Source organism: Caproiciproducens faecalis (genome assembly GCF_019448085.1).
Classification (GTDB): Bacteria; Bacillota; Clostridia; order Oscillospirales; family Acutalibacteraceae; genus Caproiciproducens; species Caproiciproducens faecalis.
Map to the genome: position 1 here is coordinate 406,915 of NZ_JAGFNZ010000001.1, position 13,731 is coordinate 420,645.

At 47.9% G+C, this 13,731-nt stretch carries 10 protein-coding genes; 9 read left to right on the top strand and 1 reads right to left on the bottom strand.

The window, feature by feature from the left end:
* Positions 1-46: 46 nt before the first annotated feature.
* Positions 47-466: a prepilin-type N-terminal cleavage/methylation domain-containing protein gene (locus J5W02_RS14800; RefSeq protein ID WP_219963958.1), complete on the bottom strand. Its 420-nt coding sequence runs from the start codon at positions 464-466 to the stop codon at positions 47-49.
* A gap of 261 nt (positions 467-727) precedes the next feature.
* Here J5W02_RS14800 and J5W02_RS01905 point away from each other — a divergent pair, with 261 nt between their 5' ends.
* The 9 genes from J5W02_RS01905 (at position 728) to J5W02_RS01945 (ending at position 13,727) form a co-directional block, all read left to right on the top strand.
* Positions 728-2,458, top strand: a complete 1,731-nt coding sequence (locus J5W02_RS01905; RefSeq protein ID WP_219963959.1) for a hypothetical protein — start codon at positions 728-730, stop codon at positions 2,456-2,458.
* A complete protein-coding gene (locus J5W02_RS01910) occupies positions 2,448-2,897 on the top strand; it encodes a type IV pilus modification PilV family protein (protein WP_219963960.1) in 450 nt (149 codons plus the stop codon). The genes J5W02_RS01905 and J5W02_RS01910 overlap by 11 nt, the downstream gene beginning before the upstream one ends.
* Entirely contained in the window at positions 2,894-3,418 is a 525-nt protein-coding gene (locus J5W02_RS01915; RefSeq protein WP_219963961.1) for a hypothetical protein, read from the top strand. Before J5W02_RS01910 ends, J5W02_RS01915 begins: the two co-directional genes overlap by 4 nt.
* Before the next feature lie 293 nt (positions 3,419-3,711).
* Positions 3,712-4,920 carry a hypothetical protein gene (locus J5W02_RS01920; protein WP_219963962.1) on the top strand — a complete coding sequence of 403 codons (1,209 nt, stop codon included), beginning with the start codon at positions 3,712-3,714 and terminating at the stop codon, positions 4,918-4,920.
* A 96-nt stretch (positions 4,921-5,016) separates the two neighbouring features.
* Positions 5,017-6,336, top strand: coding sequence for an MORN repeat-containing protein (locus tag J5W02_RS01925; protein ID WP_219963963.1), 1,320 nt, complete (start codon positions 5,017-5,019; stop codon positions 6,334-6,336).
* Positions 6,337-6,354: 18 nt separating this feature from the next.
* Entirely contained in the window at positions 6,355-7,698 is a 1,344-nt protein-coding gene (locus J5W02_RS01930) for a hypothetical protein (protein ID WP_219963964.1), read from the top strand.
* A gap of 347 nt (positions 7,699-8,045) precedes the next feature.
* Positions 8,046-10,847: an Ig-like domain-containing protein gene (locus J5W02_RS01935; protein WP_219963965.1), complete on the top strand. Its 2,802-nt coding sequence runs from the start codon at positions 8,046-8,048 to the stop codon at positions 10,845-10,847.
* A 331-nt stretch (positions 10,848-11,178) separates the two neighbouring features.
* Entirely contained in the window at positions 11,179-12,492 is a 1,314-nt protein-coding gene (locus J5W02_RS01940) for an MBOAT family O-acyltransferase (protein ID WP_330659646.1), read from the top strand.
* A 41-nt stretch (positions 12,493-12,533) separates the two neighbouring features.
* Positions 12,534-13,727 carry a DHHW family protein gene (locus J5W02_RS01945; protein WP_219963967.1) on the top strand — a complete coding sequence of 398 codons (1,194 nt, stop codon included), beginning with the start codon at positions 12,534-12,536 and terminating at the stop codon, positions 13,725-13,727.
* Positions 13,728-13,731 lie beyond the last annotated feature (4 nt).

Here is a 13,731-nt window from a genome sequence, read left to right on the forward strand (position 1 = left end):
TCCCGGGGCTTGACATAGTAAAAGTCAGCAAATAAGTTTCCCTTATTTAGCTTTCTGCGTCCTTATTTTCTAACACGGATTTCAGAGTAGTAGTGGTATCCATAACGATTTTTACGCCGTCATCCTTATTGGCCGAAATTTTCACCTTACCATTTCTGATACGGTAGTTTCCGCTGGTTTTAATAGTGGGAAGCTCAGGAATTCCTTCTTGTTCTAGAGCCGCTTTAACTGTAACAGTATCCGCATCTACATCCCAAGTTTTAGCAGTTGCTTCCGCCTGAGCGGATTTGAGCGCCAGTTCTACCGTCTGCGCGTTGGCTTTGTCTACATTTGTATTCGCAGTTGAAATAACATTGCTGACAGTCGGAATGGCGATAGCTGCCAGAATCGCGAGGATTGCAATGACAATGACGAGCTCGACCAGAGTAAAGCCTTTTTTGTTATTTTTTCGCAAGGTTTTTACCATGTTTGTCCTACCTCTTTTTTGTTTAATTTTCAATAAAAAACGAAAATTAGAGACCGTTTTTATATTTCTAAGTTTGATTATAGAACGGAATACTTTTTCTGTCAATATACTCCATTCTTTTACAAAAAATTGTTTTTTACTGCACCCAATTTTTTCATAAAATATCTTAATTCTACAAATATGAAAATCCTTGCGCTCTTTCTTTAATCAGGCTATAATCAAGATGAATCTTTATACTTTTGAAAAGTGAGGTGCAGGCGGATGAAAACAGGTTCCAAACGGGGCGCTGCTTTGGCGTATGTGATCGTGACTTCGGCGGTCTTAATGATCCTGGCAACTGCTTTGGTGTTCAGCGCAAAAGTGAATCTGGATTCCGCCACCAACAGCCGGGAAGGGCGCCAGGCGTATCTGGACGCAAAGTCCGCCATTGAGTACGGCCGTGCGTATGTGCTGCAGAATCCCGACGTGGGCAACTTCACAATTGTAAAAACTTCCGGAAATCCGGGCTTCAAAATCGGTGCCGCCGGTGCCGCGGACGCGGTGGCTGAATATTCCAGTGAAGATAAATTGATTACGGCCAGCGCGAAATACCGCTCTTCCGATCGCGTCAGAAAGCTGGGCTACCAGTTTACGACGGAGGAAACAGGGGAAGGGGAAGAAAGCGGGGTAAATGAATTTTTATTAGCAGGGACAAACTATGGGAGCAATGTGGCTTATTATAACTGGTGGGCTCCGTCCATGTATCCGCAAAAGGTGTCTGACTATCCTGTTTTTATAAGTAACCGTCTTCAGGTATTGTCGGGAGAACATTTTTTAAAAGCACCCAGTATGATGCTTTTCGGTCTGAATGCAGATCATAGTATTATGTGTGATAATGCGTCCCGTGCTGAACTGACCAGTGATGCAATTTATTTTAATAAAGACATTCTGGGAGCACACCCCAATAAAGGAGATGTCAACGGTGCACCTCGCCTGGTTATAAAGAATATTACACCGGATCGCGGAGTGATCGTGTTTGGAAAAGACTGCAGAATTTACGGGCCGAACGATATTGTTATTAAGGAAGGCTGCTATTCTTTTCAAAGCGGTGTCGATCTGTTTAAACTGACAGATGACGAGTCGTCTTCTAATTATAAATACAAGTTGCTAACTCCTTTGGATGAGACTCCCGGCTATGCCGCAATCAGTGAAAGCATCCTCGAAAGTCCCGAAGAAGTTTTGAGTGGTGATGCGCAAAATACAGCGGAAAGCGGGCACGGAGCGGATTGGAGCAATTACGGAAAAATTGTCGGGACTCTTTCTCCTCCGGACAAGGGCAAAGGAAATACTCCGCGATATGTCATTTATAAGAAGAAGATTTCTGATTCAACAAAGATTAATAACGGACAGCCCATTATTGTGAATTACAATTCAGGAATTAACAACTATGAAAATAAAATTATCTATTGGTATCTGAATGATGTCAGCATATGGGGAAACGCTCTTTTGGGAAATGATGACCAAAACAGCAACGAATATTATACAAATGTTTCCAATGTTTATCTGGGGAAAGAAATCAATCTTCTCTATGTCAACGCCAGTACGGATTTTAAAATTCCGGAATATAAAACGGTGGTCTTTAAAGCTGACAGTGTCACGCTTAATACCAAACACAGTGACACGGAAGTCGGCACTGGAAGCACCCAGCCAAAAATTACGCATTCCGGAAGCGCCGCTCGGCTTATTATAGAAGCGCAGGACCCCAGTGACAGCGTTCGGTTGCATGTTCCGAACACCCTACAGGTTGAATATAACGATCAGAATGGAATTGTGCGCAAATATCAGATCAAAGCCGGTTGGTATGACGTAACACAAATCAACTTATTCAGTGACGACGCAAAAGAATTTTTTGAAAGTACAGAACCCGAAGAATCCAGCGGATCAAGCGGCTCCGGCGGCTCCAGCGGCGGAGGAACGGAAATTACCGGAGGTGTTTATACCGATGGTGAATAAGATGCTTTTGAATTTCAGGAGCAGAAAAGGGACGACTATGGTGGAGGTTCTCGCCGCGGTTGTGATTCTTGCGCTGGTTGTTACGGCGGTGCTGTCGACGATCGGTTTTTCGCAGCGGACGATTCTTTCCAAAAGTACGGAAAGCGGCGCGGCCGCACAGGCGCAGGAAATCGCGGATGCGCTCATTACAAAATTGCGTACAGCGGACGTTGCTTCGCTGAAAACTGCCGATGTGCTTGGAGCGAAATATGTGGATGACACCAGTTTTCCGGATCCGTCTTCCGCGAACGATAAACAGTTTACCTTTGTTTACGGGAAAAACGACACGGATGGAATTGAGGGTTACCAAATTAAAACCGCCGTTTATTTTAAGGGCGGTAACGGAAGAAAATGTGTGCAGATGACGGCGTTTGCGGCAAAGGACGGTGGCGCGTCATGAAAAAACTGCACGAAAAAAAGGGTATGACACTGGTAGAGCTGATTATTGCGGTGGCTTTCACAGCCATCGTGATTGCGGCAGCGTGCGCGGTGCTTTTTTTAGGCGGGAATTTTTTCAAAAGCGGTACGGTAAGCGCCGCCAATCAGCAAAGGGCTTCTCTTGCGGAAACCTATATCCAGCGGTATGCCTCCACCGCGTTTAAGCTCTCTTCCTCCAAGGAAATGGACGTCGGCGGCGTGGCTTTTACTCTTTCGGACAACGTACTCCGCGTAACCAAACAGACGGTTGAAGGGGGTACGGCGTCTTCGGAAGAGGTGGCCTCCATTGAAGGAATCGGCCGGGTGGAATTTCAGCTGGAAGGTACCGTCCTTTCCTATAAAATTATCTCTCAGGACGGAACCTATACCCTTTCGGGCGGGACGGTTTTGAACAATTTTATCAGCGGAGACGCGGCCAGTCTGACCGGCAGCAGCGGCGACTGTCTTTTTATGGATTTGACGGCTCCTGTGTCTTCGGAGTAATTTCCAGACTTTCGAAATTTGGGTAAATTATTGCAGAGCTTCTCTTTCCCTAACCGTGCAGATGTGCTATAATATAGTAATTAATACCAAAAACATGGTGGCTCTTAAGTATTTATTGGCATCATCGTAAGTTGGGAGCAGAGTATATGAATGCTAAAAGCATGAAAAAAGCATTACTGTTTAATGATTTTTTATCGACTCTTTCAGGGGAGCCGCTTGAAATCAAGTATAAGCATTTGGCTCACATCTTTCGCGTTTCAGAATCCACAGTTTCGAAACTGAGACATGCAAAATTGAATAAAATGCCCGCGGGGATGCACCCGGACATTATCGGCGCCAGCTTTGCTCAGGGAATCGTGCAGTCGTTCGCACCCTCCGGCAGCACGGTCAGGCGTTTTTCAGCGTATGCCCGTTTACTTTGCAACGGATATTTGGTATCCGAAAATCTTGAAAAAGCGGCGGTCCATCTTTCCGGGCTCGGTACAGTGGACGACGATGCCGCGAAAAAACTTTACACGGTTGAGATTCCGCAGTTTATCCGCAGCTGTTACGAAGAAGCCTACGCCAACTCTGAAATGGACTTTTCGGGCTGCATGGCTTCGCGCTATTCGGTTCAGTCCGACATCCTGTATCAGAAAATATGTGATATTGTCAACCGTGACACCTTTGACGACGACAAGCTCAAGCAGCTTTTAAACGTTGTTTACGCGGCCAATCTTCGGCATCAGCTCAATCCCATCATTGACGGCCGGTCTGTGGTTGACCTGGTGCACCGGTTTGTGCAGGATCAGACTTGCAAACCGTTTTACAATTTCGTTCACCGCATGGAAGTGATTTCTGTCAACGAAGACGCGCAGCAGCTGAAACGGACGATCAAAGGGCGCCAGCAGATTGTACTCCAGAATCTGAATCCTCAGGAGATTGTGCTGTGCCAGTCCTTGAATTACTTTGTGGATCTGCCCGACCAGGAAATTATTGCAAGGGCTTTTCGTATGGTCACCTGTACCATCAACCATATCCCGATTGTTCAGTATCTGAACATGCATGAAAACACGCAGTATACCAGCGCGGAACAACTTCTGACCGTCCGCCATGTGAGTGACAGCGTTGGCGGAACGACCAATACGGAACTGCTTTTCCGTTTTAACCTGTATCCGGGCATGGTTGGGGAAACGGTCAACATTTATTATGAGTGCTGTCTTGTTACACCGTTTATCAAAAATATTTCCTGCAATTACAGCTTTTCACTGCTTTACCCCTGCAAATTTTTAGAGCATGAGTTTGCGCTGGATGCGAAAACCAAAGAAAAATGGGGTGTTCAGGTTAAGCTTTTTACACCGATGACGACCAGCGCCTGTACTTCTGAAAACCCCGACGAGACCACGGTGCTGAGCGGGGGAACCAGCGACCTGAAGCGAATTACCTTTTACGACTGGGCGATGTCCGGCACCGGATATTGGCGCAATATCTATGAACTGAAATATGCGAACGGAAAATCCTAGGATCACAAAATTTCGATTCCGGAATTCCTATTGCATGCTCCCGGCAATATCCTATATAATAGTAGAAAGCAGATGCATGAAGGGGGGGGACTTCCGATGTTTTATACGGTCAGTTACAGGCGGTATGACGGCAATATCCAAAATCATGCCGTTCTTACAGATGTGCGGCGCAGCTATCTGGAAACTCGCAAAAGAGAGTCCGGTAAAATCCATGGCTGTCTGGACGGGATGGATTTTACCGTCCGATATAAAATAAGACCGAAAAAATTCATCTGGATAAAAACAAGCGGACAGACCGCTCTTCAAAAAGCATATTATCAAAAGTACGGATATTACATATTGACCCGTGACAGAGCGGGAGAAACCGTCAGCAAAGCGCGCTTCGGCCGGGATCACACCTGGCTGCAGACAGCTTATTATAAAGGTGATACCGCACACCCGGAAGCGGTTTTAATGCCGAAAGAGGGTACCGACGGCCTCGTTTTACTCAGCCTTGTTCCGGAAACGGGCAGATATACGCGCACAGCGCTTTTTCCAAGCGAAAGCTGCGGCGCGACCGCGCGGCAAAGTCTGGTCAACACCGTGGCCGGGGAGCCGGAGGTTTTTGCGGAAACGGAAAAAGGCGGATTTTTCTACTGCCCTTTCAAAGAGACGGAGCGCCGCATGGCGGTTCTAAAGGATCTCAGCTCCGGCAAAGAGAGCCCGGTACCGGAATGGCCGGTTGAAAAAGAGGAAACGGTTCCTTTTTCCTATATTGAAAATGACCGACCCGTTGCCCCGCCGCCGGCCGAAAAGCCGGAACTGCCGCTGACACAGGCGCCGGAAGAGCCGGATTACGCCGCCGACCATGAGCTTTACAGCACGGAGGAACCGGCCGCGCCGCCGACCCGTTATTCGGTAGCCGGGAAGGGGCTGAACGGCGGGACACAGGTCAGCGACTATATTCCCCTGCGTGTGGAGCGCGGCACGAAGCGGATCGTCATCAGCGCGGAGGAAAGCTATACCTATTTCGGTAAAGTGATCGACGGCCTCCGGCAGGGGCGCGGACGCACTCAGATGCAGAACGGCTGTACCGCCTATGAAGGCGATTACCTTGACGACAAGCGCGACGGCTTCGGCGCGTATTATTACAAATCCGGTAAAATCTGTTATGTAGGCGGATGGAAAGCCAATAAGCGGGAGGGGGTAGGGGTATCCTACAGCTCCAAAGACGGCTCCATTTTCGTCGGCAAATGGAAAGACAATATTCCCACCGGCAGCGGGGCGGCTTTTGACGCGCAGGGTAGGCTGATTTATACCGGCGAGTGGAAAAACGGTCTGCGCCACGGGCACGGGACGGAATATAAGGACGGGGAAGTTGTCTTTACGGGTGAATTCCGTGAAGATCAGTATTATTCGGGATATCAGCATATTTAGGTGACTGAGGGTGTGGAAATGCGGAGTGTAGAATTGCATCAGATGAACCGCGGCGAATGCGTTGTGCTGCGGGGAGTGGAAAAAAATATCCTGATGGTGGACTGTGGGGAACCGGCCTGCGGCGTTTCCGGCCTGATGAAGCGGTACGCCGCAGTGACGGCCCGCGGCTTGCTGCTGACTCACTGGCATGAGGACGGCCTGCTGGCGCTGGATCGGATTCTCCGCGTAAATCCCGACTATTTTCACCGGATTTATTTGCCCGCTTCCCCCTGCGATAAGCGGGGAAGGCCGCTGATGCTGGAATTCGCGCTGTTTGCGCATGTGTTTCAGGAAGAGCGGGAAGGTGTCTTTGACCTCAACACCGCCGTGCTGAGGCTTTTTCCGGTTCTTTCGGGGAAAGTAGGCGCCGGGCGCATCACCGCCTTACAGGCGGACAGAAGCTTTCGCTTTGACGGCGTGGAGTACGACGTACTGTGGCCGGCTGAAAAGGCTTTCCCGTTTACAGACCTGTTTTCTTCCGCGGTTGAAAATATGAACGTCTGCCTGTCGTCGCCGTTTCTGCCGGGGGCTGCGCAGGAGTTTTTAAAGCTGAAAGAAGAATTCTGCGCCGCGTATACGGCCTGCTGCCGTACTTTGCCCATGGAGCAGACAAGCGTTGACCGCATGACGGAATTCTATAATAGGATAGAGAAAATGATTCCGCGGCTACGGGCGCTGCCGCCCGCGCAGGATATTAAAGAGATCCTTGGCCGTCCGACCACACAGGCTGCTTACGCGTTTGAGTGCCGCGCGGCCAGCGTGATTTTCCACAATCGGCGCAAAAGCGAAGCCAGCACGGACGATATTCTGATGACCGGCGCCGCCGAACCGGAAAGCATGGACGCGGTTTCTTCGCGGCTGTATGGCGGCTACTATATCTTAAAAGCGCCCCGGCACGGCGCCGCCGGCGCGTGGAGCCATATTTTCGGTGAAATCAGCGCCGCGCATATTTTGATTATCCATGGGAATAACAGGGAGCAGGAAGAAATTGCGGGCGAATATATCGATCTGCCCGGCATCCGCCACTGTACGGACAGCACCGGCTGTCCGTGGCTGCAGAGCAGCGGGTGTTCCTGCAACCGGATGAGCTGCTGCTATGATTTGCCCCGCCCCGGACTGACGATCAAATGCCTTTTCTGCCAGGGCCCGGAAGCTGTCGCGCCGAGCGCGACGGAGGGGGTCAGCAAGCACAATCTGCCTGAGAGAATCGCCGTAGGCGCGTGCCGACCGCATGGTCCGGCATGCAAAATTTTGGTCATTTCTTCCACGGGTGCGCGCTCGTGCCTGTGCGATGGAAAACCGGCAAATATTAACTGGATGTGAACAACTTGGAAAATTCCCGTACATCATTTTCCTGTTGTACCAATGTTTTCCAGACTTATGGAGAAATATGGCTTGAATACTGGAAAATCCTTAGATATTGTGTAAATTTTATTAAAAAATATGTCCATTATATACTTGACATTGATTACCAAATATCTTATAATCCAATTAAACATATGAGTGGTGGTTGTGGCTGCGGCTATGCCAAACGCATCATTGGCAGAGTGTACCACAAAACCATTGCGAGTCAGGGGAGAAAATCTTAACACCCATGGCGAACATGTATGTTAAATTCTCATAGCACACGCAAATACGCAAAACGAACTATTTTAAGGAGGACAAAAAGGATGAAAAAAATCACAGGAAAAGTAGTTTCTCTTGTGCTCGCATTAGCACTTGTAGTAACTAGCTTTTCGGCAAACTTCGCTTTCGCTTCTACGAAGACGATAAGCGGAACAATCAGCGATACTCTGAACGATGACCTCTATCTTGTCAACAAAGACGGAGATAATGCTGAGTTCAATTTGGCGAATTGGTTGATCGATTCAACGCATCCCACACTTGAGACCAAAGAACATGGTGCAGCAAGTGATCCGACAATCTCAGCTATTTCTCATGTTTCCGGCGACAAGCTGGTTTCTGCGGACATTGATGAGGACGCAGGCACTGCATCCCTGAAACTGAAGAATAAGTCCGGTACAGAAGTGATTTCCGTTCTGTATTCCGGCAGCTACACTGACCCGGATGACGACGATGATACTGAATACACCGTTAAGGGCAGAGCAAACCTCACAATCCATGTCTATGATGAGGGTGACATCGTATTCGGCGAAGTGCCGGCTACTCTTCCTACAGATGGCAGCGGACTGGATGATTTCGAAACTTTCGCCATGAACAAGAATGCCACAAAACAAATCGGCATTTACAAGGCTGTTCAGGGTGCTAATTCTGCTGCAACTTTTGAAGAAGTACAGCTGGTCACAGCAAAAGAAGGCGTTACTTTTAACACCGGTGCTACTACTGACAATGTTTATTATTATGAAATGACCAGCGGCGACAGCGATGTCCATGTTGGCACACTTCAGTCAACTACGGCAGATGGTACTGCAGACTCCGTATTAACTGCACAAGTTGGTAGAGGAACACTAGCTGGTGGTTTGTATCCCGACGATGCAAAAACCGGTACGGTTACCATTAATGTTAAGAAAATGGTTTTAGACGATGATGGCACTTACAAGGCTTCTAAAGAATCCGATGATAAGTATACCTTAAAGACAAAAGTCGATAAGAAGGTTGCTGTAGGAGCTATCGCAGGATATGATAAGGCTGTCAATTATAGCATTAAAAAGGGTTCTGGCTCAACAACAGTTCTGTCTGGTACTGGTTTGACAGATACCAATGTCAAGGATTGTGAAGTTGTATTCCCAAGTTCTTCCGATACCGATTACTATAAGACCAATGCTTATACAGGTGATGTAAGTGTAGGTGAGAAGACAAGCGTTACCAAAATTTCCGGTGAACTCGGAACATTGAAGATCTCTGACGGTAAAGTCGGCACTGTTGCAGTTGATGTAGGCAATGTTGATGTAACCGGCGGTAAGGTCGGCGATATTACTACTAAAGACGGTAACGTTGATATCAATGGTGATGACGCTGTTGTCGGCAATATCAATACAAAAGACGACACAGCTGCTGTTGTAACGGTTGATGCAGGTACTGTTGGCGACATTAAGACCAAGGGTCACGTTGATGTTACTTCCAACGATGAAGATGTTGATGTTGCTGTTGGAACAATCACAGCTCCTTATGCAACCATTACTTCTGATGACGCGAAACTGGCTATCAAAGGCCTTGTAATCAGCGATGATAATGGCAAAACCACAATCGTGGGCCAGAGCAAACTGACTATCGGCTCCATTGATGCGGATTACTATGACACAGAATTTGCTTTTGGCGATTCCGATGAGTTTGTAGGAACAGTTCCTGCTCCGAAGAATGCAAAGAACGCAACCATTTCCACTGATAACGAAGACACTGTTCTGACTGTAACCGGTGCTTTAACTGCTGATACAATCGATGTTGGCAGTGACACAAACGTAACCTTCACAGACGCTGTTACCGTAAAGAATGTTGACGGCGACGGCACAATGAAGATTGCAGCTGGCAAACTGTATGTCAGCGACAGCGCTTCCAGCGTAACACTGAAGCTTTCTGACACAACTCTGGCTCCTGGCACAACCGTCTTCAAGGCTGACAAAGATGCAGTTGATGTTGACGATTTCGATACTTTCGGCTATACGCTCGATGTATCCTCCGGCACAGATGTTGATACCTTCAAGATTAAGACAATTTCCTTTGCTGGTATCGCAATCAACAAGACCTCCTCTTCCATTGCGAAGGGTTATTCCGAAACCTTTACAGCTTCCGCTTATCCGTTCGGCACATCCCTGCCGACCGGTGCAACCATCAAGTGGGAACTTGACGGCGGCAGCAGCGATGTCTTCACACTGACAACTTCTGGCAACACTGCCAAGGTTGATGTTGTAAGCGTCGACAAAGATTTCGCTTCTGAAAACAAGACCACTCTGACCGCTACTCTGTATGATGCAGACGGCGATGAGATGGACGATTATGATGCAGCTACTTGCGACGTTACAGCTCTTGCAGTGCCGGATGCTACTTCCGACACAACTAAGGACTTCTCAGTTGCAAAGGGTTCCTCCTATCAGTTCAAGATTACTTCCGCAACAGCTCCGACCTTCACAGTTGGTACTCCTGGTGTCTTCACAGTAGCTCTTGCTTCCAAGAATGGCAACGATTACTTCTACAAGATCACAGCTACCGGCAATGTTGGCGCTGCAACTGGTGTATACCTCAACGGAACAAAACTCCTTGTTGCTACTGTAAAAGCTCCTGCTTTCACAACAGACACAACGAAGGACATGACCGTTAAGGGTTCTTACACGCTGAAAGTTACTGCAACTGCTACACCGACCTTCGCTCTCGGTACCGCAGGCGTCTTCAAGGCAGAGTTCGTTTCCAAGACTGGCAACGACTATCTGTACAAGATCACTTCTGTCGGCGCAGCTGGCGCAAAGACTGGCGTCTATGTAAACGGCGTTAAGACTTTTGTTGCTACTGTTGGCTAAGTAATCTTACAGCACAGGCAATCTCTTAATTAAATTATTACTATCTCAACAAAATAAGTATAGTTGTATTTGCGTAGCGGCGGTTTGGGCGAAAGCTCAGGCCGCCGCTTTGTGCTATATTTTTGAAAAAATGGAACCGGTAAGTTGTATGCGCGTAGGGGAATTGCACAATACTTTGCTGGGATTCTTACTTGAAAAAAAGTCCTGGATAACGTAAAATAGAGGTATTATAAAAACGCAGGGGAACAGAAAAATGATATTCAGCAGTTTATTTTTTATCTTTGTTTTTTTACCGGTGGTTTTGATCGCCTATTTTTTGGTACCGCGAAAATTGAAAAACCTGTGCTTGTTCCTGTTCAGCCTTGTTTTTTACGCGTGGGGCGAACCCGTTTATGTATTTCTAATGCTGTTTACTACCCTATTTGACTATATTGCAGGATATTTTATCAGCAAGTATCGGGAAGAAAAGAAAAAAGCCCGTATTTTCCTGATTATCAGCATTTGTGTCAATTTGGGGCTGCTCGGCTTTTTCAAATATTCCGGGCTTTTGGTGGAAACCTTCAATTCCATTTCCGGCTTATCCCTTCCGCTGCCCGCGGTGGCACTGCCAATCGGCATTTCCTTTTATACCTTTGAATCACTGTCGTATTCGATCGATATTTATCGCGGCGAGGCACCGGCACAGCGAAATATCATTGACTTCGGCGCATACATTTCTTTTTTCCCGCATCTGGTGGCCGGGCCGATTGTTCGCTACGAAGATCTGGCGGCGCAGCTGCAGAACCGGCAGGAAACGCTGGAAAAGTTTACTTCTGGCGGCAGACGCTTTTTGGTCGGTTTATTTAAAAAGGTGTTGCTTGCAAACAATCTTGCCATGCTTGCCGATAAGGTGCAGTACATGGGTAACCCCAGCACCCTGACCGCGTGGCTTGGTATGCTGGCGTTCACCTTCCAGATTTATCTTGATTTTTCCGGGTATTCCGATATGGCGATCGGCCTTGCGGGGATGTTTGGCTTCCAAATCCCTGAAAACTTCCGGTATCCGTATATTTCCCGCAGTGTTTCCGAATTCTGGCGCCGCTGGCACATTACACTGGGAACCTGGTTCCGCGAGTATGTTTATATTCCGCTGGGCGGCAACCGCTGCTCAACAATCAAGAATGTACGCAACCTTGCCATTGTCTGGGTGCTGACTGGAATCTGGCACGGTGCCAGCTGGAACTTTGCAATTTGGGGCGCTTATTACGCAGTATTAATTATCTGTGAAAAGCTGTTTCTGCAGAAATGGCTTGACAAAATCCCCGCGTTCTTCCAGTGGTTATACAGCTTTTTAGCCGCGGTAATCGGATGGGTATTCTTCTCGTATCTGGACATCCATAAGGCTTTTGGCGTCATTGGAGCGATGTTTGGATTCGCCCCCGGCGCGGACAAGCTTGGCGTTTATTCCTTGATTACCTACGCACCGCTGCTGATCCTTGCGGCGCTCTGTAGCTCCACACTGGTCGGAACCTTGACAGAGCGGCTTCGTAAAAGCGGAACACCGGGCAAAATCATCTGGAGCCTTGGCTTTATCTGCCTGTTTGTCATGTCGATGACCTTCCTGGTGGATAATTCCTATAATCCGTTCCTGTATTTCCGTTTTTAAGGGTTGTGCAGAATGACAAATGTGTATTGTAAGAGGATAATATGAAATTATTTTTGAATATAAAAGAGAATATCAAGAAGTGTGAACTGGAATCCGTTGCAGTCACGGTTGTTTTGTTCGTGACGATTCTGGTTGGCTCCCTGTACCTGATCTTTGCGCCGAAACAGGATTTTTCAGAGGACGAAAACCGTGTGCTGGAGTCTGCCCCAAAGGTGTCATTGACTTCTCTGGCGGACGGTTCCTTTATGGATTCGATTGACAGCTACGTCGGCGACCATTTTATGCTCCGCAAAGCGAGTATTGCGCTTAACACCCGTATCCAGCTTTTCATGGGGAAACGGGACCTCGGTTCCAATTACAGCCGCACTCCTGCGGAGGGCGGCGTGTATTTCGGCAAAGACGGCCATTTGTACGAAGTCCTTTTGCCTAACCGAACCGACATTTTTGCGCGCAACGTTGCGGCAATGCAGCTGTTTGCTGAAAAAACATCTCTGCCGTTCTACTTTATGCCCGTTCCCTCCGGCGCGCAGGAGCAGCAGGACAGGCTGCCGTTTTCGGCGCCCAGCCACGACCAGCACGAAGAGCTGGAATCGATTCAGGCCGTTGCCGGACAGAACACGAAAGTGATAGACGTTTTTGATACGCTGAGTGACAGCACAGGAAACGATTATTATTACAAAACAGATCACCATTGGAACACATACGGCGCTTACAAGGGCTATGAGGCGCTTGTAAAAGCCATGGGCATTACACCGACGCCGCAGGATGATTTTGAATTTGAAGAGGCATCGGATTCTTTTTTGGGAACGCTGTACTCAAAGGCGATTTTGAACACTCAGCCGTCAGATGTGCTGTATCTTCCGGTCTATAAGAAAGCTTCTTCCGTCACGCAGCAAACAGGAAAGCAGCAGAGCGACAGCCTTTTCTGGAAGGAATATCTGGAGAAAAAAGACAAGTATTCCGTATTTCTCGGCGGCAACCACAGCGTAGATGTGGTCAGAAATCCCGCCGTTACCAACGGCAAAAAGCTGCTGATTATCAAAGATTCTTACGCGAACAGCATGGTGCCGTTTCTGGCGACAAATTTTCAAGAGATTCATATTATCGATCTCCGCTATTACACGCAGAATATCTACGATTATATCAGACAAAATAAGATCACGGACACGACGGCAATCTACAGCATTAAGCAGCTTTGCGAAGTGTTGGTTGCAAATAAGTTAAGCGCACGTTAAAATC

Excerpts from the sequence above, each read along its gene's own strand:
- J5W02_RS14800 (WP_219963958.1), bottom strand. The coding sequence starts at position 466 with ATGGTAAAAACCTTGCGAAAAAATAACAAAAAAGGCTTTACTCTGGTC.
- J5W02_RS01905 (WP_219963959.1), top strand. The coding sequence starts at position 728 with ATGAAAACAGGTTCCAAACGGGGCGCTGCTTTGGCGTATGTGATCGTG.
- J5W02_RS01910 (WP_219963960.1), top strand. The coding sequence starts at position 2,448 with ATGGTGAATAAGATGCTTTTGAATTTCAGGAGCAGAAAAGGGACGACT.
- J5W02_RS01915 (WP_219963961.1), top strand. The coding sequence starts at position 2,894 with ATGAAAAAACTGCACGAAAAAAAGGGTATGACACTGGTAGAGCTGATT.
- J5W02_RS01925 (WP_219963963.1), top strand. The coding sequence starts at position 5,017 with ATGTTTTATACGGTCAGTTACAGGCGGTATGACGGCAATATCCAAAAT.
- J5W02_RS01930 (WP_219963964.1), top strand. The coding sequence starts at position 6,355 with ATGCGGAGTGTAGAATTGCATCAGATGAACCGCGGCGAATGCGTTGTG.
- J5W02_RS01935 (WP_219963965.1), top strand. The coding sequence starts at position 8,046 with ATGAAAAAAATCACAGGAAAAGTAGTTTCTCTTGTGCTCGCATTAGCA.
- J5W02_RS01945 (WP_219963967.1), top strand. The coding sequence starts at position 12,534 with ATGAAATTATTTTTGAATATAAAAGAGAATATCAAGAAGTGTGAACTG.